The sequence below is a fragment of the Streptomyces sp. NPDC034049 genome (genome assembly GCF_055575575.1).
The window spans coordinates 571,602-596,618 of the sequence record NZ_JBVISJ010000004.1; the positions used below are offsets into that span (position 1 = coordinate 571,602).

The following is a 25,017-nucleotide window of genomic DNA, read 5'->3' on the forward strand; positions in this document are numbered from 1 at the left end:
GAAAGGCCAGACTCGTGAGCACCGAAGCGTATGTGTACGACGCGATCCGCACCCCGCGCGGCCGCGGCAAGGCGAACGGCTCCCTGCACGGCACCAAGCCCATCGACCTCGTCGTCGGACTGATCCACGAGGTCCAGGGCCGCTTCCCCGGCCTCGACCCGGCCGCCGTCGACGACATCGTGCTCGGTGTCGTGGGCCCGGTCGGCGACCAGGGCTCCGACATCGCCCGGACCGCCGCCATCGCCGCCGGACTGCCCGACACCGTGGCCGGCGTCCAGGAGAACCGCTTCTGTGCGTCGGGCCTGGAGGCCGTCAACCTGGCCGCCGCGAAGATCCGCTCGGGCTGGGAGGACCTGGTGCTCGCGGGCGGTGTCGAGTCGATGTCCCGGGTGCCGATGGCGTCGGACGGCGGCGCCTGGTTCAACGACCCGATGACCAACCTGGAGGTCAACTTCGTACCGCAGGGCATCGGCGCCGACCTCATCGCCACGATCGAGGGATTCTCCCGGCGCGACGTCGACGAGTACGCGGCACTGTCCCAGGAGCGGGCGGCCGCCGCCTGGAAGGACGGCCGGTTCGACCGGTCCGTCGTCCCCGTCAAGGACCGCTCCGGACTCGTCGTCCTCGACCACGACGAGTACCTGCGCCCCGGCACCACCGCCGACTCGCTCGCCAAGCTGAAGCCGTCCTTCGCGGACATCGGCGAGCTGGGCGGTTTCGACGCGGTGGCGCTCCAGGAGTACCACTGGGTCGAGGAGATCGACCACGTCCACCACGCGGGCAACTCCTCCGGCATCGTGGACGGCGCGGCCCTCGTCGCCATCGGCACCCGGGAGATCGGCGAGCGGTACGGGCTGCGCCCGCGCGCCCGCATCGTCTCCGCCGCCGTCTCCGGCTCCGAGCCCACCATCATGCTCACCGGCCCCGCGCCCGCGACCCGCAAGGCCCTCGCCCGCGCCGGGCTGACCATCGACGACATCGACCTCGTCGAGATCAACGAGGCGTTCGCCGCCGTCGTCCTCCGCTTCGTCAAGGACATGGGCCTCTCGCTCGACAAGGTCAACGTCAACGGCGGCGCGATCGCGCTCGGCCACCCGCTCGGCGCGACGGGGGCGATGATCCTCGGCACGCTCGTCGACGAACTGGAGCGCCAGGACAAGCGGTACGGGCTGGCCACGCTCTGCGTGGGCGGCGGCATGGGCATCGCGACGATCGTCGAACGCGTCTGACACCCCGGCGGAACCAAGAGACTTCAACGGAGACCCCCGCTATGACCGAGAGCACCACCATCCGCTGGGAACAGGACCGCACGGGCCTCGTCACCCTCGTCATCGACGACCCCGACCAGTCCGCCAACACCATGAACCAGGCGTTCCGCGACTCCCTCGCGGTGATCACCGACCGCCTGGAGGCCGAGAAGGACACCGTCCGCGGCGTCATCATCACCTCCGCCAAGAAGACCTTCTTCGCCGGCGGCGACCTCCGCGACCTCATCAAGGTCACCCCCGACACCGCACAGCAGCTCTTCGACGGCGGCATGGAGATCAAGCGCCACCTGCGCCGCATCGAGACCCTCGGCAAGCCGGTCGTCGCGGCGATCAACGGCGCCGCCCTCGGCGGAGGTTACGAGCTGGCCCTCGCCTGCCACCACCGCGTCGCCCTCGACGCCCCCGGCTCCAAGATCGGCTGCCCCGAGGTCACCCTCGGCCTGCTCCCCGGAGGCGGCGGCGTCGTCCGCACCGTCCGGCTGCTCGGCATCACCGACGCCCTGCTGAAGGTGCTCCTCCAGGGCACCCAGTACTCCCCGCAGCGCGCCCTGGAGAACGGCCTGATCCATGAAGTGGCCGCCACCCACGACGAGTTGATGGACAAGGCCCGCGCGTTCATCGACGCCAACCCCGAGTCGCAGCAGCCCTGGGACAAGCCCGGCCACCGCATCCCCGGCGGCACCCCCTCGCACCCGAAGTTCGCCGCGAACCTGCCCGCCTTCCCCGCCACCCTGCGCAAGCAGACGAACGGCGCGCCCTACCCGGCGCCGCGCCGCATCCTCGCCGCCGCCGTCGAGGGCGCCCAGGTCGACTTCGAGACCGCCCAGGTCATCGAGGCCCGCTACTTCGTGGAGCTGGCCGCGGGGCAGACCTCGAAGAACATGATCCAGGCCTTCTTCTTCGACCTCCAGGCCGTCAACTCCGGCGCCAACCGCCCCCGGGGCATCGCGCCCCGCCAGGTCCGCAGGGTCGCCGTCCTCGGCGCCGGGATGATGGGCGCCGGCATCGCGTACTCCTGCGCCCGCGCGGGCATCGAGGTCGTCCTGAAGGACGTGACGCTCGAAGCGGCCGCGAAGGGCAAGGGGTACTCGGAGAAGCTCTGCGCCAAGGCGGTCGCCAAGGGCCGCACCACCCAGGAGAAGGCCGACGCCCTCCTCGCCCGGATCACCCCCACCGCCGACCCGGCCGACCTCGCGGGCTGCGACGCCGTCATCGAGGCCGTGTTCGAGAACACCGAGCTCAAGCACAAGGTGTTCCAGGAGATCGAGGGGGTCGTGGCACCGGACGCCCTGCTCTGCTCCAACACCTCCACCCTCCCCATCACCGAACTGGCCGAGGGTGTCGTCCGCCGGTCCGACTTCATCGGCCTGCACTTCTTCTCGCCCGTCGACAAGATGCCGCTCGTCGAGATCATCAAGGGCGAGCAGACCGGCGACGAGGCCCTCGCCCGCGCCTTCGACCTGGTCCGCCAGATCAACAAGACCCCGATCGTCGTCAACGACTCCCGCGGCTTCTTCACCTCCCGGGTCATCGGCCACTTCATCAACGAGGGCGTCGCGATGGTCGGCGAGGGCATCGAGCCCGCTTCCGTCGAACAGGCGGCCGCCCAGGCGGGCTATCCCGCCAAGGTCCTCTCCCTGATGGACGAGCTGACCCTCACCCTGCCCCGTAAGATCCGCGCGGAGTCACGGCGGGCCGTGGAGGAGGCCGGCGGCACCTGGACCGTCCATCCCGCCGAGGCCGTGATCGACCGCATGGTCGACGAGTTCGACCGCCCCGGCCGCAGCGGTGGGGCCGGGTTCTACGACTACGGCCCCGACGGCCGCCGCGCCAAGCTCTGGCCCGGGCTGCGCGAGCACTTCACACGGCCGGGGTACCGGATCCCGTTCCGGGACATGCAGGAGCGGATGCTCTTCTCGGAGGCGCTGGACACCGTGCGCCTCCTGGAGGAGGGCGTGCTCACGTCCGTCGCCGACGCCAACATCGGGTCGATCTTCGGGATCGGGTTCCCGGGGTGGACCGGTGGGGTATTGCAGTACATCAACGGTTACGAGGGTGGGCTCCCGGGGTTCGTCGCGCGGGCGCGCGAGCTGGCCGAGCGGTACGGGGGGCGGTTCGAGCCGCCGGCGTTGCTGGTGGAGAAGGCGGAGAAGGGGGAGCGGTTCGGGGACGCGTGAGGTGGCGTGGGGCGGCCGGGGGCTTAGCGCCCCGCCGCCCCTACCCGTCCTCACCCGTCCCCTCCCCAGGGGCTGCGCCCCTTCGACCTCCATGACCCGGTGCGTTCTTCGTCCGCGGCCGGGTGGGGCTTCTCGCGCAGTTCCCCGCGCCCCTGCCGGGGCGCGGGTCGTACGGCCACGGGAGGGAGTCGGGCATGGTGGTGGCGGGGAACATCGACGAGGTCGTGGAGGGGCTCGCCGGGGTCGTGCGGGAGGCGCGGCGTGGCGGTGACCGGGTGGGGTATTTCGCGGCGCTGTACCGGCAGGTGACCGTCGAGGTCCGCAGGGCCATCCACGAGGGGCTGTTCGACGACGGCGCCCGGATGGACCGCTTCGACACCCTCTTCGGCAACCGTTACTTCGAGGCGTACGAGGCCTGGCGCCGGGACCGGAGCGGGCCGCGCTGCTGGCGCGAGACGTTCGGGCTGCTCGACGACACCGGCACCGTCGTAGTCCAGCACCTTCTCCTCGGCGTGAACGCGCACATCAACCTGGACCTGGCCGTCGCCGCCGCGCGGACCAGCCCCGGCGAGGACATCCACGCCCTGCGGCGGGACTTCCTGCTGATCAACGACATCCTCGGGCGGGTCGTGCTCGCCGTGCAGGAGTCGCTCGGCGCCCTGTCGCCCCTGATGTCGCTGCTGGACCAGGTGGGGGCCCGCACCGACGAGCGGATCCTCGACTTCAGCGTCCGGCGGTCGAGGGAGGAGGCCTGGTTCAACGCGGTGCTGCTCGCCGGCCAGAGCGAGGGAGAACGCGCGGCCACCGTCGAGCGCCTGGACATCCGGGCCGCCGTCCTCGCCCGGCTGATCGCCCGCCCCGGCGGCCTCGTCCGCCCGGCCCTCCAGCTGATCCGGAGCACCGAGAGCGACGACGTGCCCACCGTCATCGCCCACCTGGACCGCGCCGTGCGGTGACGCAGATCCGTCCACCGGGCCGACGGGGGGCGTGGTTCAGGACTCGGCCGTCCACCGGCTCAGCTCGTCCTTCAACGACCGCTGAAAGGTCGTCAGCAACGCCTGCACGACCAGCGGTTGCATATGCGCCGACAGGGACTTCACGGCCTGCGGATCGCGTGCCGCCACCGCGTCGTGGAACAGCCGCGACAACTCCTGGGCCGCCGCGCGCGAGTGCTCGATCAGCACGGTCCGCGCGGCGCGGATCGACTCCTCCGACAGGGGTACGCCGAGCAGCTCCACGCCCAGCCGCAGCAGCCCGGGGTCCACACGGAGACCGTCACCCTCACCGACCCGTTCGACGACGCCCATCGCCACGAGCCGTTCCACGTCCTCCTCGCCCAAGGCCCGCCCGGCCCGCCGGTCCAGCTCCTCCCGCGTGACCGTCGCCACCGCGTCCGGCGCCCAGGAGGCCACCACCGCGCGCTGGAGCGCGAGGTCGCGCGGGGTGAGGTCCGGCGGCAGCCGGCGCAGGTACCCCTCGATGGCCGCCAGCGTCATGCCCTGCCGCTGCAACTCCTCGATCAGCGCGAGCCGTGCGAGATGGTCCCGCCCGTAGTGCCCGACCCGGCGGGGCCCGATCTCCGGCGGCGGCAACAGACCCCGGGTCCCGTAGAAGCGGACCGTACGCACCGTGACCCCCGCCCGCGCGGCCAGCTCGTCCACGGTGAGAACGATCTCCTCGGAGCCGGAGCCGGAGCCGGAGCCGGAGCCGGAGCCGGAGCCGGAGCCGGAGCCGGAGCTCTCCCCGATGTCGGTCGTCATGCACAGCAGTATCGCTGTCCCACCAGTGCTGTGACACCTCGGCCGGCACCGACTGTCAGTACCGCCCCGTACGGTGGCCTCATGTCGTTGATCACATACGTCCGAGGCGACGCGACCGTGCCGCTGGGCAAGGGCGTCAAGGTCATCGCCCATGTCTGCAACGACCTGGGCGGCTGGGGCAAGGGCTTCGTGCTCGCCCTCTCCCGCCGCTGGCCGGAGCCGGAGGCCGCCTACCGGGCCTGGCACCGCGACCGTGCGACCAACGACTTCGGACTCGGTGCCGCCCAGTTCGTCCAGGTCGGCCCCTACACCTGGGTCGCCAACCTGATAGGCCAGCGCGGCACCCGCACCGGCAGCAAGGGGGTGCCCGTGCGGTACGAGGCCATCGACACGGCCCTCGGGCTGCTCGCCGACAAGGCCCTGGAGCTGGACGCGTCGGTCCACATGCCCCGCATCGGCTGCGGACTCGCGGGCGGCAAGTGGTCCCGGGTCGAGCCCCTGATCGTCGACCGGCTGGTGCGGCGCGGGACAGCGGTGACGGTGTACGACCACGGGGACTGATCCCGGGGCGCGGTGCGGTACCGCACGCGGGCGAACGGGTAGGGCACCGGTATGGATCTCCTCCCGATGGACATCGGCCCGCTGAACCCCGTCGTCGCGGAACTCGTCGTGTCTGCGGTCCTGTTCGCGCTCGTGTTCCTCTTCTTCGTCCGGTTCGTGCCCCGGATCCAGCGCGTCCTGGACGCACGGGAGGCCGCGACGAAGGGCACCGAGGCGGAGGCCGAAGCCCTGCGGGAGCAGGCCCGCGTCAAGCGGGATGAGGTGGCGGCGGTCCTCGCCGAAGCCCGGCACGAGGCCGCGCGCATTCGTCAGCGTGCCTACGAGGAGGGCGCGGCCCTGATCGCCGAGGCCCGCGCCGACGGCCTACGCGAGTACACCGCCCTCCTCACCGCCGGCCACACCCGCCTGACCGAGGACCGCGCCACGGCCGAGGCCGAACTCCGCGCGCACGTAGCGGATCTGGCCTCGGACCTGGCCGCCAGAGTCCTCGGGGAGCAGATCGAGGCAACGGTCCACCCACACCCCTGAGGGGGGGGCGAAGCCCACCCTCCAGGGGCGCGGGGAACTGCGCGACAAGCCACGACGAACCCGCAGCCACGCCCCGACCGCACCCTCATCTCCTGGTGCCCGTTCCCCTGCCCGCAGCCACCCCTCCAGCGACCGACCGGCGACCTCCTCGGCGTACGCGACGAAGTCGCCCACCGTCGCGTTCCCGTGCGCGTACTTCGCCGGCCGGCCCTTCAGGATCTCGAAGAACGCCGTGTCCCCGATCTCGTTGCGCAGAGTGTCTGCCGCGCGAGTCCGTCCGGAGCCTCTTCGGTCCCTGTGTGCCCGGCCGTGTCCACGGCCGCTCCTGTCACACGATCACCATTCGGCCGTCACGGGCGATCCGGCCCCACGCTCCTTTCCGGCCACACCATGGCCGAAGTCCCGCGCGTCCCCCAAAGCCCCTCTGTCGCACGGGAGTTGACCGCAGTACCGTCCGCGCATGCCGATACCTGTGCGACGCACACGCTTCACGACCTGGAGAACGCTCGCGACGGCGGCCGCGGCCGCCGCCCTCACGGCCACGTTCCTCACCCCGGCCGCCGCCGGCACCCCCACCCCCCGCAAGAGCCAGCCCGTCTACTCGTACGGCGACGCCGTCCGTGAATCCGTCTGGGTGGACACCGGGCTCGACGGCGACCGTGACGGGAAGCCGGACCGGGTGGCCGTCGACATCGTCCGCCCGAGTGAACCCGCCGAGCGGGGCCGCAAAGTGCCGGTGATCATGGACGCCAGCCCCTACTACTCCTGCTGTGGACGCGGCAACGAGAGTCAGCGCAAGACGTACGACGCGAACGGGAACGTCGTCCAGATGCCGCTGTTCTACGACAACTACTTCGTGCCCCGCGGCTACGCGTTCGTCGCCGTCGACCTCGCGGGAACCAACCGCTCCGACGGCTGTGTGGACGTCGGCGGCCGCTCCGACGTCCAGTCCGCCAAGGCCGTCGTCGACTGGCTCAACGGCCGGGGCCGGGCCTACACCACCCGCACGGGCACCACGAAGGCCCGGGCCGGCTGGACCAACGGCAGGACCGGCATGATCGGCAAGAGCTACGACGGCACGATCGCGAACGGCGTGGCCGCCACCGGAGTCGAGGGCCTGAAGACCATCGTCCCGATCGGCGCGATCTCCTCCTGGTACGACTACTACTTCGCCGAGGGCGCCCCCCTCTACAACTCGGGCCCCGAATGGCTGTCCGACTACGTCGAGAGCCCCGACGCCCGCGCCAAGTGCGGCCACGTCCAGCGGGAACTCGTCGACGGCGCCCCGCGCACCGGGGACTGGACACCGCTGTGGACGCAGCGCGACTACGTCAAGGACGTCCGGAAGATCGACGCCAGCGTCTTCGTCGTCCACGGTCAGCAGGACCTCAACGTCCGCGCCAAGCACTTCGGCCAGTGGTGGGACGCGCTCGCGAAGCACGGCGTCGAGCGCAAGATCTGGCTCTCCGAGGTCGGCCACGTCGACCCCTTCGACTTCCGTCGCGCCGCCTGGGTCGACACCCTGCACCGCTGGTTCGACCACGAACTCCTCGGCTACGACAACGGCATCGACGACGAGCCGATGGCCGACATCGAACGCCACCCGGACCAGTGGGAGACGTCGACGGTCTGGCCGCCGCGCGCCACCGGGGCCACGACCCTCCGACCCGCCGAGGGCGACGCGCCCGGCGTCGGCACCCTCGGTCTGCGCAAGCGGTCCGGCACCGAGACCTTCACCGACGACCCCGCGCTGAACGAGACCGACTGGGCCGCCCACGTCGACCGGTCCACCCCGGAGAAGGCGGGCTTCGTCACCGCGCCCCTCACCAAGGCCCTGCGTCTGTCCGGCTCCTCCCGGGTGACCGTCACCGCCACGCCCACCACCTCCACCGCCCATCTCTCGGCGGTCCTCGTGGACCTCGGCCCGGACACCATCCGCGACTACGCCGCCGGCGGCGAGGGCATCACCACCCTCACCGAGCGCACCTGCTGGGGCCCGAGCACAACCGGTGACAGTTCCTGCTTCCGTGAGACGAGGGCCAAGTCCGCCGACGTCGACTACACGATCTTCAGCCGCGGCTGGGCCGACCTCGGCAACCACTCCTCCGCCACGGGAACCCCGCTCACCCCCGGCACTCCGTACACGATCTCCCTCGACCTGCACGCGAGCGATCACGTCGTCCCGGCGGGGCACCGCCTCGCGCTGATCATCGCGGGCACCGACGAGGACCTCATCGACCCGCCGTCGAGCACGCCCACCCTGACCATCGACCTCGGGCGCACCTCCGCCCAGGTCCCGCTGGTCGGCGGCCGCACGGCCTTCGAGAAGGCCACCTCGGGCGCCACCGCCCTGCCTGAGGGCTCGGTCCTCGACGGCGTAAGCGACCCGAGCCGGGCCGCCCGCGTCCCGGGCGGCGGCGCATGAGGGCCCGCATCGCGGCGCTGATCGCCACAGCGCTCACCGTGCCCCTGCTGTCGACGCCCGCACACGCCACGGACACCGCCCCGCCGCGCACGGGATTCGAGCGGTCGGGCGGCGCCCGCTGGACCGGCCAGCCCGAGGAGCAGGCGTTCCTGGCCGCCGTCGACCGGGGGAGCGACCGGGTGTCGACGACCCGGATCGGCACCACCGCGCAGGGCCGCCCGCTCCAACTCGTCCGGATCGGCACCCGCCCCACCACGCGCACGGTCCTGCTCATCTGCAGTCAGCACGGCGACGAGCCCTCCGGGCGCGAGGCCTGCCTCACCACCCTGCGCGACCTCGCCTTCGCCAGGGACGAGCGGACCGAACGACTGCTGCGATCCACCACCGTGCTCGTCGTCCCCACCGCCAACCCCGACGGCCGGGCCGCCGACACCCGGGGCAACGGCGACGGCGTCGACATCAACCGCGACCACCTCGCCCTGCGGACCGCCGAGGCCCGCGCACTCGCCGCCGTCCTGCGCGACCGCAGGCCCGACATCGTCTACGACCTGCACGAATACGGTGCCACCCCGCAGTACTACGACAAGGACCTCTTCGACCTCTGGCCGCGCAACCTCAACACCGACCCCGCCGTCCACGCCGAGGCGCGCAAGCTCTCCCTCGACCACGTCCGCCCCGCCGCCGGGGCCGCCGGCCACTCCACCGGCACCTACGGCATCTGGACCGACCCGGTCACCGGCGACCCGATCCGCCAGGTCGCCGGCGACGGCCAGGAACGCATCCTGCGCAACATGTCCGGCATCAAGCACGCGGTCGGGCTGCTGATCGAGAGCCGGGTGGAACCCCTGACGGCCGACACCCCGGAGACGGTCAACAACCTGCGCCGGGTGAACTCCCAACTCGCCGCGCTGAAAGGCCTGTTCGGCTTCGCCGTCGAACGCGGCCGGCAGGTCGACCGGGCGACCGGCGCGGCCCGCCTCGCGGGCCTGCGCGACACCGGCCCGGTGTACGTCGGCGGCGCCGACAACGACCCTGCCGAGCCCGCCGAGGTGATCCAGGACCCGCCCTGCGGCTACCGGCTCACCGCACAGCAGTACGCGGAGTCGGCGGACGAGCTGGCGCTGCACGGTGTGCGGGTCCGGCCGGAAAGCGACGGTGACGGCGTCCTCGTACCGCTGCGCCAGCCGCTGCGCGCGCTGGTCCCGCTGCTGCTGGACGAGCAAGCGCCCTATCACCTGGCAGAGGGGGTGCCCGACACCGCCTGTTGAACGAGAAAGGATCGAGGTCACATGTGGTAGGGGTTCCTGGGCAGGAGTAGGTCAGTTCCAGCCACTCGCTGAAAGGTTCCACCTGTGACGCACGATCATCGCACCACCCACCACGGGGGAGGCGCGCTTCCAGGCTCGGAGGCGGGTCTCCCCGGCGGCGGGCGGCCCCGGACGGACCGCGTCGTGTTCGGTGTGACGGCGGCGCTCACCCTGGCCTTCGTGCTCTGGGGCGCCATCTGGACCGACGCGCTCGAAACCGTCTCCGGCAAGATGCTGAACGGCCTGATCCACAACGGTGGCTGGGCGTTCATGCTGGCCGCCTCCTGTTTCGTCGTCTTCGCCCTGTGGCTCGCGGTCAGTCGCTACGGCCGCATCCACCTCGGTGTCGAGGGCGAGAAACCCGAGTTCCGCACGGTCTCCTGGGTCGCCATGATGTTCAGCGCCGGCATGGGCATCGGCCTGATGTTCTACGGCGTGAGCGAGCCCCTCGCCCACTACGGCGCGCCCCCGCCGGGCACCGACCCCCAGGGCTCCGGCGAGCGCATGGAGACGGCGATGGCGACCACCCTCTTCCACTGGACGCTGCACCCCTGGGCGATCTACGCGGTGGTCGGTCTAGGCATCGCCTACAGCACCTTCCGCAAGCAGCGCCGCCAGACCATCAGTGCCGTCTTCACCCCGCTGATCGGCGAGAAGCACGCGAGCGGCGGTGTCGGCCGGGCCATCGACATCCTGGCGATCATCGCCACGATCTTCGGCTCGGCGGCCTCCCTGGGCCTCGGCGCCCTCCAGATCGGCTCCGGCTTCCGCGAACTCGACTGGATGAACAAGGTGAGCACGGGGCTGCTCGTCGCCATCATCGCCGTCCTGACCCTGGCCTTCGTCGCCTCCGCCGTCTCCGGGGTGGAGAAGGGCATCCAGTGGCTGTCCAACACCAACATGGTGCTGGCCCTGCTGCTCGCGATCTTCGTCTTCGTCGCCGGACCCACCATCCTGGTCCTCGACCTCCTGCCGACCTCGGTCTTCGCCTACCTCGGCGACCTGTCCCAGCTCGCGGGTCGCACCGAGGCCTCCGGCGGCGAGGGCGTCGCCGACTGGCTCGGCAGCTGGACCGTCTTCTACTGGGCGTGGTGGATCTCCTGGACGCCCTTCGTCGGTATGTTCATCGCCCGGATCAGCCGCGGCCGCACCATCCGCCAGTTCGTCGGCGGTGTCATCCTCGTGCCCAGCACGGTCAGCCTCATCTGGTTCGCGGTCTTCGGCGGCACGGCGATGAAGCTCCAGCAGCAGGGCCGGCTCGCCGACGAGGCCACGCCCGAGGGCCAGCTCTTCGCCGTCCTGCACGAGTTCCCCCTCGCCACGGTCTCCAGCCTGCTCGTGATGATCCTCGTCGGCATCTTCTTCGTCTCCGGCGCCGACGCCGCCTCCATCGTCATGGGCACCCTCTCCCAGCGGGGTGCCCTCGAACCCGGTCGCTTCGTCGTCGTGTTCTGGGGCGTCGTCACCGGGGCCGTCGCCGCGATCATGCTCCTCGTCGGCAGCGGTCAGGGCGACGCCCTGACCGGCCTGCAGAACCTCACGATCCTGGCCGCCGCGCCGTTCGTCCTGGTGATGATCGGGATGTGTGTCGCGATGATGCGCGACCTGCGCCGGGACGCCGTGATGGTCCGCGAGGAGATGGCCTCCGAAGCGGTCGAACTCGCCGTCATCGAGGGTCACAAGCGCTACGACGGCGAGTTCGAGATCCGGGTCGGCCCGGGCCAGGGCACGGAGATCGAAGGGGACCCGATCGGCCACCGCCCGGAGTAGGCACCCGCCGGGGCCGGCGTTCCCGGCGCCCTTCAGGGGCGCCGGGGAACCGCGCGACCAGCCCCCACGGCCCGCGACCGACCGCCCGTCCTGCCCGGAGCCGCGCCCGGACGGCGGTCGGCCCGGAGCCGCGCTCAGACGGTGGCGAGTCGAGCGGCCTCCCGCGCGCATCCCCACGCCACCGTGACCCCCGCCCCGCCGTGCCCGTAGTTGTGCACCAACGCCCTCCCGCCCGGCAGGAGTTCCCGCTCCAGGCGGACCGCAGGGCGGGCGGGTCGCAGCCCGACCCGGTGCTCGATGATCCGGGCCCCCGCGATCTCCGGCCGGAGCGCCGCGCACCGCGCCACGATCTCGTCCGCGACCACCGGGTCCGGCGTCAGGGACCAGGCGTCCTCCTCCGCCGTACCGCCCAGGATCAGCCCGCCCGGCTGCGGCATGAAGTACGTGCTCTTCGCCCCTTCCTGGTCCACCGACGTGAGCCAGGTGTCGATCCCCGGGTTCTCCACCACGACCAACTGCCCCCGCACCGGCCGTACGGAGGGATCCGGCGCCAGCTCCCGGGCGCCCAGCCCCGTGCAGTTGACGACCACGGGCGCTTCGACGGCCGCGAGGTCGGTCACCGTGCGCTCCTCCACCGCACCGCCCGCCGCGACGAACCGCTCGCGCAGCCACCGCAGCTGGACCGGCATGTCGATCAGCGGCAGCCGCGCCCACAGCCCGGCACCCGGGTACTCCCCGGCCGTCGCCACCCGCAGCCCGGCCACGCGCGAGGCCCACGCGCCGAGCCCGTCCAGCGACGTCCCGCCATGTACGCCCTCGACCATGCGTACGCCTGTCTCGTCCGGCCGGGCCGCCAACTCCTCGTACACGGCGAGGCTGTCGAGCGCCCACGCGCCGACCCGCTCCTCCGGTTCGATCCGGTAGGGCCACCACAGTCCACCCGCGACGCCGGACGTCGCACGCTCCCCGGGCTCCCGCGCCCACACCCGAACCCGGCTGCCGCTCTCCGCCAGCACGACGGCGGTCGTGAGACCGACGACTCCGCCACCGACCACGATCACATCACTGTTCGATTCACTGGTCACCAGGGGACGTTAACGGAATATGTCATGCCGTGCTCACAAGTCTGCCTTTGTGGGGATACTCACACCATGTCTGCCGAGTACGCGACCTTCGGCCTGGCACCGGCGATGCGAGCCGGTGGCGTCCTCGCCAACGGTGGTTACCAGGTGCACCGGGACTTCGTGGACTTCATCGTCGACGGACGCCCGCTGCTGTTCCAGCTCTCCGACCTCGACGCCGTCTCCCCCCTCGCCTCCGACGTCCCGCCCTCGATCTTCACCGCCCAGGTGCGCAGTCTGCTCCTGGAGGCCGAAGCACCCCTGACCAGCGGCCGTTACGTCATCTACGGCTGCCCCGAATGCGCCGACCTCGCCTGCGGGGCGGTGACCGCGGTGATAGAGCGGGACGGCGACGACTTCGTGTGGCGGGACTTCGCCTGGCAGACGGAGGAGGAGGCCGACCTCAAGCTCAACGGCTACACCGGCATCGGCCCCTTCCGCTTCCACGGCTCCGAGTACCGCGGCGCCCTCCAGTCCCTGTTGCGCGAGTCGGACGCCGAGCCGTCGGCCCGGCGTCGGGTCCTCCTCATCGGCGCCCGTGTCGCCGTGCTCGCCAGACTCGCCGCCGCCCTGCGCGCCATCGGGATCGGCGCCGACATAGCGCAGGACGCCACCGGCGTGCCACCGGAGGAACTGCGCGGCTACGGCGCCGTGGCCTTCGGACGGGCCGTCGGCGCGGCCGACCGCGACGCCGTGCGGCGGACCTTCGACCGAGCGGGGGTCCAGGTCGCCTACGTCGACGGGCTCGCCCCGATCATCCCGCTCCTCGTCGCCCAGATCGAGCACGCCCTCGACCGCAGCCCGGCCGGACAGCGCCGCCTCACCCGTCTCGTCGCCGCCGACGGGCAGGCCGGCATCGAGATCACCTCCACCTGCCGGGTGGAGCTGACCGCCTACCGCCTCGACCGTCTCCACCGTCCCCACACCTACCGCTTCTTCGACGGCATCCTCCCGGCGGGCCGGCACCGCATCGGCCTGGACCCCAAGGCGGTGAAGGGAGAATCGTTCATCGTGGCGCGCACCTCGGGGACGGTGCTGGTGGAACCGATGGGCCGCTGAGCGCGCTCCGCCCGGTGCGCCGCGCCCCGGGCGCCGCCCTGTCGTTAGGATCGCCCTCTGTGACCGCCACCCTCGTCGTCAAGAACCTCGCCGCCGGACACGGCGACCGCTCGCTCTTCACCGGGCTGGACCTCGTCGTCGCCCCCGGTGATGTGATCGGGCTGGTCGGCGCCAACGGCGCCGGCAAATCCACGCTGCTGCGCCTGCTCGCCGGCCTGCTCCCACCGGAGGAGGGCGAACTGCGCCTGTCCCCGCCCACCGCGACCGTGGGGCACCTGCCGCAGGAACCGGAGCGGCGGGAGGGCGAGACCGTACGGGAGTTCCTGGCCCGGCGCACGGGGGTCGCCGAGGCCCAGCGCGTGATGGACGAGGCGACCCAGGCGCTGGTGGAGGGCGCGCCGGGCTCCGACGACGCGTACTCGGTGAGCCTGGAGCGCTGGCTCGACCTCGGCGGCGCCGACCTCGACGAGCGGGCGGAGGAGGTCGCCGACTCCCTCGGCCTCGGCGTCGACCTGGACCAGCCGATGACCGGCCTCTCCGGCGGTCAGGCCGCCCGCGCCGGGCTCGCCTCCCTGCTGCTGTCCCGCTACGACGTCTTCCTCCTCGACGAACCCACCAACGACCTCGACCTGGACGGCCTGGAACGGCTCGAACGCTTCGTCTCCGGCCTGCGCGCGGGCACGGTCGTCGTCAGCCACGACCGCGAGTTCCTCACCCGCACGGTCACCAAGGTCCTCGAACTCGACCTCGCCCAGAACCAGATCAACCTCTACGGCGGCGGGTACGAGGCCTATCTGGAGGAGCGCGAGACCGCCCGCCGGCACGCCCGCGACGACTACGAGGAGTACGCCGACAAGAAGTCCGCCCTCCAGGACCGCGCCCAGATGCAGCGCTCCTGGATGGACAAGGGCGTCAAGAACGCGCGGCGCAAGGCGAACAACGACAACGACAAGATCGGCCGCAAGTTCCGCAGCGAGGCGAGCGAGAAGCAGGCCGCGAAAGCCCGGCAGACCCAGCGCATGATCGAACGGCTGGAGGTGGTGGACGAGCCGCGCAAGGAGTGGGAGCTGCGCATGGAGATCGCGGCGGGCCCGCGCTCCGGCGCCGTGGTCGCCACGATGCGTGACGCGGAGGTGCGGCGCGGCGACTTCGCCTTCGGCCCGGTCTCGCTGCAGATCGACTGGGCGGACCGCGTCGCCATCACCGGCGCGAACGGGGCCGGCAAGTCGACGCTCCTGGGCGCGCTGCTCGGCCGAGTCCCGCTGGACTCGGGCCACGCCGCCCTGGGCTCCGGTGTCCTGGTCGGCGAGGTCGACCAGGCCCGCGCCCTCTTCCACGGCCCCGAGGCCCTCCTCGACGCCTTCGCCAAGGCCGTCCCCGACACCGAGCCCGCCGAGGTCCGCACCCTGCTCGCCAAGTTCGGCCTCAAGGCGGCCCACGTCCTACGCCCGGCGGTGACCCTCTCCCCGGGCGAACGCACCCGCGCGGCGCTCGCGCTGCTCCAGGGCCGAGGAGTCAACCTCCTGATCCTCGACGAGCCCACCAACCACCTGGACCTCGCGGCCATCGAGCAACTCGAAGCCGCCCTCGACACGTACGAGGGCACGCTGCTCCTGGTGACCCACGACCGCCGCATGCTGGACGCGGTGAGGGTGACGAGACGCTTCGCGGTGGAGGCGGGCAAGGTGACGGAGAACTGACGGCGCGGCCCCGGCCGCGGCTGAGTGGGGCTTCTCGCGCAGTTCTTCCCCGCGCCCCTGAAAGCACAGGCCCTGCGGGCCTGAAAAAAGCCGGGGCGCAGCCCCGCTTTTTCAGGGGCGCGGGGAACTGCGCGAGAACCCCCGCCGGACCCGCACTCACCCACCCACCCCGAACCACTCACCCCCGCTTCTTGTTCACCAACCCCGCCCGCCTCAACGCATCCGCCATCGCACTGTTCGCCGGCGGCGGCGCCGACGCACCCCCCTGCCGCGAACCCCCACGCCCCTGCTGCCGCGGCGGCTGCCCCCCACGCGCCCCGCGCTGAGACCGAGCCCCTCCACCGGCCTGCCCGGCGGCTGCCCCCTTCGGCGCCGCCTCGTCGTCCAACCGCAGCGTCAGCGAGATCCGCTTCCGCGGAATGTCGACGTCGAGCACCTTCACCTTCACGATGTCCCCGGGCTTGACCACGTCACGCGGATCCTTGACGAAGGTCCGGGACAGCGCGGAGACGTGCGCCAGCCCGTCCTGGTGGACACCGACGTCGATGAACGCCCCGAAGGCCGCGACGTTCGTCACGACGCCCTCCAGGACCATCCCGGCCTCAAGGTCGGAGATCTTCTCGACGCCTTCCTTGAAGGTGGCCGTCTTGAAGGCCGGCCGGGGGTCCCGCCCCGGCTTCTCCAGCTCCTTCAGGATGTCCGTCACCGTCGGCAGACCGAACGTCTCGTCCACGAAGTCCCCGGGCCTCAGCGACCGCAGCACACTCGTGTTGCCGATCAGCGCCGCGACCTCGCTGCCCGCCGTCTTCACCATCCGCCGCACCACCGGGTACGCCTCCGGGTGCACGCTGGACGCGTCCAGCGGGTCGGCGCCGCCCCGGATCCGCAGGAAGCCCGCGCACTGCTCGTACGCCTTGGGGCCGAGCCGCGCCACGCCCTTCAGCTCGGCACGCGAGGTGAAGGGGCCGTTGGCGTCGCGGTGGGCCACGATGTTCTCGGCGAGCCCGGAGGAGATGCCGGAGACACGGGCGAGCAGCGGCGCGGAGGCCGTGTTCACGTCGACGCCCACACCGTTCACACAGTCCTCGACCACCGCGTCCAGCGAACGCGACAGCTTCACCTCGGACAGGTCGTGCTGGTACTGACCGACACCGATCGACTTGGGGTCGATCTTGACCAGCTCGGCGAGCGGGTCCTGGAGGCGGCGCGCGATGGAGACGGCGCCCCGCAGCGAGACGTCCATCCCGGGCAGCTCCTGCGAGGCGAACGCCGACGCCGAGTACACGGACGCGCCCGCCTCGGACACCATCACCTTGGTGAGCTTCAACTCCGGGTGCTTGGTGATCAGTTCACCGGCGAGCTTGTCGGTCTCGCGGGACGCCGTGCCGTTGCCGATGGCGATCAGCTCGACCGCGTGCTCCTTGGCCAGGCGCGCCAGCTTGGCGATGGCCTCGTCCCACTTGTTGGCCGGGACGTGCGGGTAGATGACGTCGGTGGCGACGACCTTGCCGGTGGCGTCCACCACGGCGACCTTCACCCCCGTACGGAAACCGGGGTCCAGGCCCAGCGTCGCGCGGGTCCCCGCCGGGGCGGCGAGGAGCAGGTCGCGCAGGTTCGCCGCGAACACGTTCACCGCCTCGTCCTCGGCGGCCGTCCGCAGCCGCAGCCGCAGATCGATGCCGAGGTGGACGAGGATCCGGGTCCGCCAGGCCCAACGGACGGTGTCCGTCAGCCACTTGTCGCCGGGGCGCCCCCGGTCGGCGATCTGGAAACGATGGGCGACGATCCCCTCGTACGACGACGGGCCGGGCTGCTCGGAGGGCTCCTCCGGCTCCAGGACGAGATCGAGGACGTCCTCCTTCTCGCCGCGCAGCATCGCCAGGATGCGGTGCGAGGGCAGCTCGGTGAACGGCTCGGCGAAGTCGAAGTAGTCGGCGAACTTGGCGCCCGCCTCCTCCTTGCCCTCCTTCACCTTGGCGGCGAGGCGGCCCCGTACCCACATGCGCTCGCGCAGCTCGCCGATCAGGTCGGCGTCCTCGGAGAACCGCTCGGTGAGGATCGCCCGCGCACCGTCCAGGGCGGCCTGCGGGTCGGCGACGCCCTTGTCGGCGTCCACGAACGCCGCGGCGGCGGCCAGCGGCTCGACGGTCGGGTCGCCGAGCAGGCCCTCGGCCAGCGGTTCGAGGCCGGCCTCGCGGGCGATCTGCGCCTTGGTGCGCCGCTTCGGCTTGAAGGGGAGGTAGATGTCCTCCAGGCGGGCCTTGGTCTCGGCGCCGCGGATCCGCTCCTCGACCTCGGGCGTCAACTTGCCCTGCTCGCGCACCGATTCGAGGATCGCGGCGCGCCGCTCCTCCAGCTCCCGCAGGTAGCGCAGCCGCTCCTCGAGCGTGCGCAGCTGCGCGTCGTCGAGCATCTCGGTCGCTTCCTTGCGGTACCGGGCGATGAAGGGCACGGTCGAACCGCCGTCGAGCAGTTCCACCGCGGCCCTGACCTGCCGCTCCCGTACGCCGAGCTCCTCGGCGATCCTGCTTTCGATGGACCGTACTTCGATGGACCCGGGTGTCGTCACGTTCCCGTACCGCCTTCTCCACTGAGGTTGCGCGGCAATTGTGGCAGGTGGCACGGACAGCGGGGGCGCAGGGAGGGAAACGCGCGGGTTCCGGACAGCGGGGGAGCCGGACGCGACCACGCGTCCGGCTCCCGTGCTTCACGGCCCGGCCGTCCTCAGGCCCGGCGGGCCCGCCCGGTGCGGCGCGTCGAGCTCGACGCGCCTCCGAAGAGCCGGGCCACGGCCCGGAACGGCAGCGTGACCACCGTCGCGATGGCCCCACCGATCTGCCGCAACACGTCTGCGATCGCACGGAACACGTACTTCCCCTTTCGTCTCCCGGCTGGCTGGGCCAGGAACCACCGGGTACCGCACCCGGCACCGTTCATGCCTGTGCCGTCCGTGCTCAGCTCTTGCCGATCATGCCCGCCGGGAACGCCCCCGCGCCGAGCATCGTGGTCACCAGGCCGGTCATCAGCTCGGTGAGCCGCTCCACCCCGGCCGCGCCCAGACGCTCGTACGGGGCCAGGTCCAGGCGGTCCGTCGCGTCCTCGACGTCCCTGCGGAGAGCCGTACCCGCCTGCGTCAGCCCGCCCTCGGCGTCGAGGAGCCCGCGCTCGCGGAGCCGGGCGCACGCGGCGTCCCACTCCTCCCGCGTCCAGCCGCGCGTGGCGGTGGCCCACTTCGGCGACATGCCCTTCCCGGTCGCGGCATGGCTGGCCAGGGCCTCGACCGGGTCGAGACCGGCGTCCAGGAGCACCGCGAGATGTCCGTCGCCCCGGTGCTCGCGCAGCAGGGTGGCCGCGTGCCAGAGCGCGAGATGAGGGCGCTCGGGTACGGGGAGATCGGCGTGCGCGGCGTACAGGGGGCGCGCGGTCCGCGCGCACGCCTCCGTGGCGCGCAGCGCCAGCTCCGCCGCCTCGGCGATCTCCCCGGAGGCGATCAGTTCCTCGCCGAGGAGCCGTCGCAGCGTGGCGTCGACGGCACGCTCGCGGGCCGCCAGCACCACCGGCGGCGACGCCGTCCCCCACACGGCGGGCACGTGCTCCGCCACCAGCTCGTGACGGAAGTTGAAGAACGTCGCCGTCACGACGCCCGCGCCGACGGCGCCCAGGGCGGCGGACCGTACGGCGAAGTACGCCGCCTTCGGGTCCTCGACCCCCACGGCGGCAAGTTCCCGCCCGAGGTCCGGCGAGAAGTAGTGCGCGGAGTGGAACGGATTGAGGAGGCTGTGGCAGCGCCGCCCGGCGCGCTCCGGCAGAGAAGAGGTCATGCCGGGGAGGTTACCGACTGGTTGGTACGTCGTCGGGGGCGGCCCCGCCCCGCCTCCGGCCATGGCAGGAAAGGTGGGGTGCTCGTCATTGCGGTCATGGTCTGGCCGCCCAAGAATCGAGGGCATGCGAACTGTCCTGGTCGTCCTCTTCGACGGCGTGCAGAGCCTCGACATCACCGGCCCGCTGGAGGTCTTCGCCGGCGCGGAACAGCACACACCGGGGACCTACCGCATCGCCACGGCCTCCCTGGACGGCGCACCCGTACGCACCTCCAGCGGCCTCACCCTCGTCCCGGACCACACCCTCGCCGTCGCCCCGGCCCCGCACACCCTGCTCGTCCCGGGCGGCCAGGGCACACGGAACCCGGCCGCCGGGGTCGTCGAATGGCTGCGCGAGCACGGCTCGCGCGCGGAACGCCTGGTGTCGGTCTGCACCGGCGCCATCCTGCTCGCCGAGGCGGGCTTCCTGGACGGCCGCCGGGCGACCACCCACTGGGCGTACTGCGACACCCTGGCCCGCCACCACCCGGCGGTCGAGGTCGACCCCGACCCCATCTACGTCCGCGACGGGCACATCGCCACCTCCGCCGGCGTCACCGCCGGCATCGACCTCGCCCTCGCGCTCGTCGAGGAGGACATCGGCCGCGAGGCCGCCCTCGCCATCGCCCGTCATCTCGTCGTCTTTCTGCGCCGCCCGGGCAACCAGGCGCAGTTCAGCGCCCAGCTCGCCGCCCAGACCGCGCACCGGGAACCGCTGCGCGAGGTCCAGCGATGGATCACCGAGCACCCCGGCGACGACCTGAGCGTCGAACACCTGGCCGCCCGCGCCCGGCTCTCGCCCCGCCACTTCGCCCGTGCCTTCCGCGCCGAGACGGGCATGACCCCCGGCCGGTACGTCGACCGTGTCCGCCTCGAACACGCCCGCCGCCTCCTGGAGGACACCTCCGACGGAGTGGAGGAGATCTCCCGCGCCTGCGGCTACGGCACCGCCGAGGCGATGCGCCGCGCCTTCGTCAAAGCGCTCGCCGTCTCCCCGGCCGAGTACCGCCGCCGCTTCCGCCCGGCCGCCTCGCCCGCCCACTGAAAGGGAACTCCATGCAGATCGCCATCGTCCTCTTCGACCGCTTCACCGCCCTCGACGCCGTGGGCCCCTACGAGACGCTCGGCCGTGCCCCGGACGCGGAAGTGCTCTTCGTCGCCGAGGAGACCGGCCCGGTCCGTACCGACCAGGGAACCCTGGCGATCACCGCCGACAGGACCCTGGCCGAGGTGCCGAACCCCGACATCGTGATCGTTCCCGGTGGACCCGGGCAGAGCGCCCAGATGGAGAACGAGGCCCTGCTGGGCTGGCTGCGCGCAGCGGACGCCACCAGCGCCTGGACGACCTCCGTGTGCACCGGCTCCCTGCTGCTCGCCGCCGCGGGCCTGCTGAAGGGCCGCAGCGCCACCTCGCACTGGCTCGCCCTCGACGCGCTGGAGCGGTTCGGCGTGAAGCCGACGGGAGAGCGGGTGGTGTTCGACGGCAAGTACGTCACCGCGGCCGGAGTCTCCTCCGGCATCGACATGGGTCTGACCCTGCTCGGCCGGATCGCGGGCGACGACCATGCCCAGGCGATCCAACTGGCGACGGAGTACGACCCGCAGCCGCCGTACGACGCGGGCGCACCGGAGAAGGCGCCCGCCCACCTCGTCGAATGGTTCCGCGGGAACAGCCGTCACGTCCTGCGGTGAGACGGGGCGCGGAGTTCAGGCGCTCCAGGTGAACCGGGGCTGCCGGCGCTCCAGGAACGCGGTGACGCCCTCCGCGGTGTCGCCGCTGCCGCGCGCCTGTTCGGCCCAGTGGGCGTCACGGTCGGTGCGGCCGTCGGCGAACTCCTTGGCCGCCGCCTGCGTCAGCCGTGAGCGCGAGGCCAGGGTCCGGGTGAACTCCGCCACCCGGCCCATGAGTTCGTCCTCGCGCAGCACCTCGTCCACCAGCCCCGTGCGCAGCGCACGCTCCGTGTCGATCAGCTCGCCCGAGAACAGCAGGTACTTGGCGGTGCTCGGCCCGACCAGCGACACCAGCCTGCGGGTGGAGGAGGCGGGATAGACGAGCCCCAGTTTCGCCGGGGTGATCCCGAACAGCGCTCCCTCCTGCGCGAACCGCAGATCGCAGGCCGCCGCCAGCTGCGCCCCGCCGCCCACGCAGTGCCCCCGGATCGCCGCGAGGGTCGGCTTCGGGAAGGCGGCGAGGGCCTCCTCGGCGAGACCGGCCAGCCCCTGGGCCTCGTCCGGCGACCCCCGCAGTGTGGAGATGTCGGCCCCCGCGCAGAACGTCCCGCCCTCCCCGGTGAGCACCAGGGCCCGTACCTCCGTGTCGGCGGCCAGGCGGTCGAGCAGTGGCGGCAGCGCCCGCCACATCCCGGCCGTCATGGCGTTGCGCTTGGCGGGGTGGTGGATCACGACGGTCGCGATCCCGTCGGCGACGGTGTCGCGCAGCTGAGGCTCCATGTCCCGGATGCTAGCCAGTCGCTTTCCGGGCGATCGAGGCGGTGGGTGGGGCCGGGGGAGGAAGCGGGCGAGACCGGCGTCAAACGCGTACAACCCGAATAGTTCCGAAAGCGACGCATATCGAAACGGTGCTGTCATGTGCCCGACCGACTCGCTCACGACTGATCCGAAAGTCATCGATACATGCTGACTTCTGTTCAGTTCTCCGTGCGCGGTGCCGAGTTGCCAACACTCGACATGTGGTGACAATCGAGCGCAAGGGTGGCGACCGGACCATGGACGACCAAGGGCGCGGGAGCGACCCACGCCCTGACGGTGGCGGGCACGGCCCCGACGACCGGAGGCCACCGGAGCCACTGCCCTACGAAGGGGTCTGGCGGTTCACCGCCGCCGCCGTCGACGCCTCGGTGCCGCAGGCGCGGCGTGCCGTCCGGGAGCTGCTCGCCCGCCAGGGCGTACCGATCTCGGACGACCTCGTCCAGGGGCTCCTGCTGATCGTCTCCGAGCTGGTGACGAACGCCGTGAAACACGCGGCGCTCCTGTCGCCCACGCTCGCCGTCGAGGTCGCCGTCGGAGCCGAGTGGGTGCGGGTCTCGGTGGAGGACAACCACCCCTACCGCCCGACCGCCCTGGAGACCGACCACGGCCGGGTGGGCGGCCGTGGACTGCTCCTGGTGCGGGAGATCACGCTGGAGGCGGGCGGGGCCTGCGACGTGGAGCACACCGCGAGCGGCGGCAAGGTGATCTGGGTCGCCCTGCCGCTCGAACCCGCACATCTGATCCAGGGGTGAGGTCGCCGGCCGCGGGCCGGCGACCGCCGGTCACCAGCCCGCGGCCGGCCCCGTCAGCTCCCTGACCGCCGGGCGCGCCGCGTCCAGGACCGTCATGAACCACGCCGAGAACGGGTCCTCGGCATGCCGCTCCGCCAGCTCGGCCGGGGTGACGAACGCGGTGTCCCCGACCTCCTCCGGGTCCGGCCGGAGCGGGGACTGGAGCAGCCCGACGAAGAGATGGTTGAACTCCTGCTCCACCAGACCCGAGTCCGGGTCCGGGTGGTTGTAGCGGACGGTGCCCGCCTCGCCGAGCAGCGCGGGGGAGACCCCCAGCTCCTCGTGGGTGCGGCGCGCGGCCGCCGCGAAGGGGGACTCGCCCGGGTAGGGGTGGCCGCAGCAGGTGTTCGACCAGACACCGGGGGAGTGGTACTTGCCGAGGGCCCGCTGCTGCAGCAGCAGCCGCCCGCGCTCGTCGAAGAGGAAGACGGAGAACGCCCGGTGCAGTCGACCGGGCGGCTGATGAGCGGCCAGCTTCTCCGCGGTGCCGATCGTGGTGCCGTCCTCGTCGACCAGCTCCAGCAGGATCGCTTCCGTGGTGCCGCTCTCGGGACTGTGCATCGCGGTGGCAGGTGTGATCGGCATGCCCATCCTTCGCCTCGTTCTTCGAGCCTCAAGTCTGCCGCACGCAACCGGCGCTTCCGGCACTTCGCGGTCGACCCGCATGTCCTACCCGCACACCCCGGCCGGAGACACATGGGCCGTGGATCAGACCCCGAACGCTGCCGCGTACCTGATGGTGCCGGGTGCCACCGCGGCGGAACCGTCCAGGACCAGCGCCATCATCGCCTCGTCCGGCACCTCGAACCCCGGCCGGATGCCGTACTCGGACGCCCGTACGAAGCCGAAGCGCGGGTAGTACGCGGGATGCCCCAGGACGAGGACGAGCCGCTCCCCGCGCGCGCGTGCCGCCTCCAGCACCGCGCGTACGACGGCCGCGCCCGCCCCCTGCCGCTGGTGCTCCGGCAGCACCGCGACGGGGGCCAGCGCCAGCGCGGGCGCCTCGTCGACATGGCAGCGGGTGATCAGCGCGTACGCCGCGATCGTGCCGTCCGCCGCCTCGGCGACGTAGGACAGGTCCGGGAGCCACGCGCCGGGATCCTCGCGCAGCGCGTCGACCAGCCGCGCCTCCGCGTCGGTCTCGAAGGCGGCGGCATTGACGGCGTACACCCCCGGGCGGTCGGCGGACGTCTCCGGCCGCGTGGTCCAGCCGGTGGTCAGTGGCACAGCTTCGCCTCGTGTTCCGCGTGGCCGCCCGGCTCCAGCTGGAAGGTGCAGTGCTCGACGTCGAAGTGGTCGCCGATGCAGCCCTGGAGGTCGTGCAGCATCTTCTCGTGGCCGATGGAGTCCAGCGTCTCCGAGCTCACCACCACATGGGCGGAGAGCACCGGCATGCCGGAGGTGATGGTCCAGGCGTGCAGATCGTGGACGTCCTCCACGCCGGGCAGCGCCAGGATATGGGCCCGCACCTCGGCCATGTCGACGTTCTTCGGCGCCGCTTCCAGCAGGACGTCGAGGGTCTCGCGCAGCAGCTTCACCGTTCGCGGGATGATCATCACACCGATGGCGAGCGAAGCGATCGGGTCGGCGGCCTGCCAGCCGGTGAGCAGGATGACCGTCGCGGAGATGATCACCGCCAGCGAACCGAGCGCGTCCGCGGCCACCTCCAGGAAGGCGCCCCGGACGTTGAGGCTCTCCTTCTGGCCCCGCATCAGCAGCGACAGCGAGATCATGTTCGCCACCAGACCGATCGCGCCGAAGACGACGGTCAGCCCGCCCTGGGTCCCGACCGGGGTGATGAACCGCTGGATCGCCTCGTACAGCACATAGCCGCCGACGCCGAGCAGCAGCAGACAGTTGGCGAGCGCCGCGAGTATCTCGGCGCGGGCGTAGCCGAAGGTGCGGTTGCCGCTCGGCGGACGGTTCGCGAAGTGGATCGCGAGGAGCGCCATGCCGAGGCCCACCGCGTCCGTCGCCATGTGCGCCGCGTCGGCGATGAGCGCCAGCGAATCGGCGAGCACGCCGCCGACGATCTCGACCACCATCACGGTGAGCGTGATCGACAGCGCGATCCGCAGCCGCCCGCGGTACGCCGCTGCCGCCGTACCGCTGGTCGGCGCGTGCTGCGCGTGCCCGTGATCGTGACCGGCCCCCATGGGATCCGCCTCTCTCGTGCGTCCGTGTGTTCGGCTCCGGATCA

The 25,017-nt window shown here is 72.0% G+C and carries 22 protein-coding genes; 13 read left to right on the forward strand and 9 right to left on the reverse strand.

Annotation, left to right across the window (positions count from 1 at the left end; genetic code table 11):
* The first annotated feature begins 14 nt into the window (after positions 1–14).
* The 3 genes from ACZ52C_RS15755 (at position 15) to ACZ52C_RS15765 (ending at position 4,401) form a co-directional block, all read left to right on the forward strand.
* Complete coding sequence (locus tag ACZ52C_RS15755) at positions 15–1,229, forward strand: acetyl-CoA C-acetyltransferase (RefSeq protein ID WP_469075239.1); 1,215 nt, start codon at positions 15–17, stop codon at positions 1,227–1,229.
* Between the two features lie 41 nt (positions 1,230–1,270).
* Positions 1,271–3,445, forward strand: a complete 2,175-nt coding sequence (locus ACZ52C_RS15760; protein WP_469075240.1) for a 3-hydroxyacyl-CoA dehydrogenase NAD-binding domain-containing protein — start codon at positions 1,271–1,273, stop codon at positions 3,443–3,445.
* Positions 3,446–3,639: 194 nt separating this feature from the next.
* A complete protein-coding gene (locus tag ACZ52C_RS15765) occupies positions 3,640–4,401 on the forward strand; it encodes a DUF5995 family protein (protein ID WP_469075241.1) in 762 nt (253 codons plus the stop codon).
* Positions 4,402–4,437: 36 nt separating this feature from the next.
* Here ACZ52C_RS15765 and ACZ52C_RS15770 read toward each other — a convergent pair whose 3' ends face one another.
* Positions 4,438–5,205: a MerR family transcriptional regulator gene (locus ACZ52C_RS15770; RefSeq protein WP_469075242.1), complete on the reverse strand. Its 768-nt coding sequence runs from the start codon at positions 5,203–5,205 to the stop codon at positions 4,438–4,440.
* A gap of 81 nt (positions 5,206–5,286) precedes the next feature.
* Here ACZ52C_RS15770 and ACZ52C_RS15775 point away from each other — a divergent pair, with 81 nt between their 5' ends.
* From ACZ52C_RS15775 to ACZ52C_RS15795, 5 genes are all read left to right on the forward strand, one after another.
* Positions 5,287–5,766: a macro domain-containing protein gene (locus ACZ52C_RS15775; protein ID WP_469075243.1), complete on the forward strand. Its 480-nt coding sequence runs from the start codon at positions 5,287–5,289 to the stop codon at positions 5,764–5,766.
* A 51-nt stretch (positions 5,767–5,817) separates the two neighbouring features.
* Positions 5,818–6,294 carry a F0F1 ATP synthase subunit B family protein gene (locus ACZ52C_RS15780; RefSeq protein WP_469075244.1) on the forward strand — a complete coding sequence of 159 codons (477 nt, stop codon included), beginning with the start codon at positions 5,818–5,820 and terminating at the stop codon, positions 6,292–6,294.
* A gap of 460 nt (positions 6,295–6,754) precedes the next feature.
* Positions 6,755–8,719, forward strand: coding sequence for a Xaa-Pro dipeptidyl-peptidase (locus tag ACZ52C_RS15785; RefSeq protein WP_469075245.1), 1,965 nt, complete (start codon positions 6,755–6,757; stop codon positions 8,717–8,719).
* Positions 8,716–9,987: a M14 family metallopeptidase gene (locus ACZ52C_RS15790; protein WP_469075246.1), complete on the forward strand. Its 1,272-nt coding sequence runs from the start codon at positions 8,716–8,718 to the stop codon at positions 9,985–9,987. The genes ACZ52C_RS15785 and ACZ52C_RS15790 overlap by 4 nt, the downstream gene beginning before the upstream one ends.
* A gap of 84 nt (positions 9,988–10,071) precedes the next feature.
* Positions 10,072–11,796 (forward strand): BCCT family transporter, encoded by a 1,725-nt coding sequence (locus ACZ52C_RS15795; protein WP_469075247.1) that lies wholly within the window; start codon positions 10,072–10,074, stop codon positions 11,794–11,796.
* A gap of 134 nt (positions 11,797–11,930) precedes the next feature.
* Here ACZ52C_RS15795 and ACZ52C_RS15800 read toward each other — a convergent pair whose 3' ends face one another.
* Positions 11,931–12,881 (reverse strand): FAD-dependent oxidoreductase, encoded by a 951-nt coding sequence (locus tag ACZ52C_RS15800; protein ID WP_469075248.1) that lies wholly within the window; start codon positions 12,879–12,881, stop codon positions 11,931–11,933.
* A gap of 66 nt (positions 12,882–12,947) precedes the next feature.
* Between ACZ52C_RS15800 and ACZ52C_RS15805 the strand changes: the two genes are divergently transcribed.
* Entirely contained in the window at positions 12,948–13,976 is a 1,029-nt protein-coding gene (locus ACZ52C_RS15805) for an oxidoreductase (protein WP_469075249.1), read from the forward strand.
* A 59-nt stretch (positions 13,977–14,035) separates the two neighbouring features.
* Complete coding sequence (locus tag ACZ52C_RS15810; protein WP_469075250.1) at positions 14,036–15,676, forward strand: ABC-F family ATP-binding cassette domain-containing protein; 1,641 nt, start codon at positions 14,036–14,038, stop codon at positions 15,674–15,676.
* Between the two features lie 178 nt (positions 15,677–15,854).
* On the opposite strand, the gene ACZ52C_RS15815 is transcribed toward ACZ52C_RS15810, so the two are convergent.
* From ACZ52C_RS15815 to ACZ52C_RS15825, 3 genes are all read right to left on the reverse strand, one after another.
* The gene (locus ACZ52C_RS15815; RefSeq protein WP_469075251.1) at positions 15,855–18,245 is read right to left on the reverse strand and encodes a Tex family protein; all 2,391 of its coding nucleotides are present in this window, start codon (positions 18,243–18,245) and stop codon (positions 15,855–15,857) included.
* Positions 18,246–18,400: 155 nt separating this feature from the next.
* Positions 18,401–18,544 carry an LPFR motif small protein gene (locus ACZ52C_RS15820; protein WP_169797823.1) on the reverse strand — a complete coding sequence of 48 codons (144 nt, stop codon included), beginning with the start codon at positions 18,542–18,544 and terminating at the stop codon, positions 18,401–18,403.
* 86 nt (positions 18,545–18,630) lie between these two features.
* Positions 18,631–19,497: an SCO6745 family protein gene (locus ACZ52C_RS15825; protein ID WP_469075252.1), complete on the reverse strand. Its 867-nt coding sequence runs from the start codon at positions 19,495–19,497 to the stop codon at positions 18,631–18,633.
* A gap of 124 nt (positions 19,498–19,621) precedes the next feature.
* Here ACZ52C_RS15825 and ACZ52C_RS15830 point away from each other — a divergent pair, with 124 nt between their 5' ends.
* Both ACZ52C_RS15830 and ACZ52C_RS15835 read left to right on the forward strand, forming a co-directional pair.
* Positions 19,622–20,581, forward strand: a complete 960-nt coding sequence (locus tag ACZ52C_RS15830; protein WP_469075253.1) for a GlxA family transcriptional regulator — start codon at positions 19,622–19,624, stop codon at positions 20,579–20,581.
* Positions 20,582–20,592: 11 nt separating this feature from the next.
* On the forward strand, positions 20,593–21,228 hold the full coding sequence (locus ACZ52C_RS15835) for a DJ-1/PfpI family protein (protein ID WP_469075254.1): 636 nt from the start codon (positions 20,593–20,595) through the stop codon (positions 21,226–21,228).
* 15 nt (positions 21,229–21,243) lie between these two features.
* Here ACZ52C_RS15835 and ACZ52C_RS15840 read toward each other — a convergent pair whose 3' ends face one another.
* Positions 21,244–21,987 (reverse strand): enoyl-CoA hydratase/isomerase family protein, encoded by a 744-nt coding sequence (locus tag ACZ52C_RS15840; protein WP_469075255.1) that lies wholly within the window; start codon positions 21,985–21,987, stop codon positions 21,244–21,246.
* Between the two features lie 275 nt (positions 21,988–22,262).
* Here ACZ52C_RS15840 and ACZ52C_RS15845 point away from each other — a divergent pair, with 275 nt between their 5' ends.
* Complete coding sequence (locus ACZ52C_RS15845) at positions 22,263–22,778, forward strand: ATP-binding protein (protein ID WP_469075350.1); 516 nt, start codon at positions 22,263–22,265, stop codon at positions 22,776–22,778.
* Positions 22,779–22,808: 30 nt separating this feature from the next.
* On the opposite strand, the gene idi is transcribed toward ACZ52C_RS15845, so the two are convergent.
* The 3 genes from idi to ACZ52C_RS15860 all read right to left on the reverse strand — a co-directional run bounded on the left by idi (position 22,809) and on the right by ACZ52C_RS15860 (position 24,973).
* Entirely contained in the window at positions 22,809–23,402 is a 594-nt protein-coding gene (idi, locus tag ACZ52C_RS15850; RefSeq protein WP_469075256.1) for an isopentenyl-diphosphate Delta-isomerase, read from the reverse strand.
* A gap of 123 nt (positions 23,403–23,525) precedes the next feature.
* Positions 23,526–24,044 (reverse strand): GNAT family N-acetyltransferase, encoded by a 519-nt coding sequence (locus ACZ52C_RS15855; protein ID WP_469075257.1) that lies wholly within the window; start codon positions 24,042–24,044, stop codon positions 23,526–23,528.
* Entirely contained in the window at positions 24,035–24,973 is a 939-nt protein-coding gene (locus ACZ52C_RS15860) for a cation diffusion facilitator family transporter (RefSeq protein ID WP_469075258.1), read from the reverse strand. The genes ACZ52C_RS15855 and ACZ52C_RS15860 overlap by 10 nt, the downstream gene beginning before the upstream one ends.
* Between the last annotated feature and the right edge of the window lie 44 nt (positions 24,974–25,017).

Bases quoted from the DNA above. Each gene is read 5' to 3' on its own strand.
- ACZ52C_RS15760 (WP_469075240.1), top strand. From the start codon at position 1,271: ATGACCGAGAGCACCACCATCCGCTGGGAACAGGACCGCACGGGCCTC.
- ACZ52C_RS15765 (WP_469075241.1), top strand. From the start codon at position 3,640: ATGGTGGTGGCGGGGAACATCGACGAGGTCGTGGAGGGGCTCGCCGGG.
- ACZ52C_RS15770 (WP_469075242.1), bottom strand. From the start codon at position 5,205: ATGACGACCGACATCGGGGAGAGCTCCGGCTCCGGCTCCGGCTCCGGC.
- ACZ52C_RS15775 (WP_469075243.1), top strand. From the start codon at position 5,287: ATGTCGTTGATCACATACGTCCGAGGCGACGCGACCGTGCCGCTGGGC.
- ACZ52C_RS15780 (WP_469075244.1), top strand. From the start codon at position 5,818: ATGGATCTCCTCCCGATGGACATCGGCCCGCTGAACCCCGTCGTCGCG.
- ACZ52C_RS15785 (WP_469075245.1), top strand. From the start codon at position 6,755: ATGCCGATACCTGTGCGACGCACACGCTTCACGACCTGGAGAACGCTC.
- ACZ52C_RS15790 (WP_469075246.1), top strand. From the start codon at position 8,716: ATGAGGGCCCGCATCGCGGCGCTGATCGCCACAGCGCTCACCGTGCCC.
- ACZ52C_RS15805 (WP_469075249.1), top strand. From the start codon at position 12,948: ATGTCTGCCGAGTACGCGACCTTCGGCCTGGCACCGGCGATGCGAGCC.
- ACZ52C_RS15825 (WP_469075252.1), bottom strand. From the start codon at position 19,497: ATGACCTCTTCTCTGCCGGAGCGCGCCGGGCGGCGCTGCCACAGCCTC.
- ACZ52C_RS15830 (WP_469075253.1), top strand. From the start codon at position 19,622: ATGCGAACTGTCCTGGTCGTCCTCTTCGACGGCGTGCAGAGCCTCGAC.
- ACZ52C_RS15835 (WP_469075254.1), top strand. From the start codon at position 20,593: ATGCAGATCGCCATCGTCCTCTTCGACCGCTTCACCGCCCTCGACGCC.
- ACZ52C_RS15840 (WP_469075255.1), bottom strand. From the start codon at position 21,987: ATGGAGCCTCAGCTGCGCGACACCGTCGCCGACGGGATCGCGACCGTC.
- ACZ52C_RS15845 (WP_469075350.1), top strand. From the start codon at position 22,263: ATGGACGACCAAGGGCGCGGGAGCGACCCACGCCCTGACGGTGGCGGG.
- idi (WP_469075256.1), bottom strand. From the start codon at position 23,402: ATGCCGATCACACCTGCCACCGCGATGCACAGTCCCGAGAGCGGCACC.
- ACZ52C_RS15860 (WP_469075258.1), bottom strand. From the start codon at position 24,973: ATGGGGGCCGGTCACGATCACGGGCACGCGCAGCACGCGCCGACCAGC.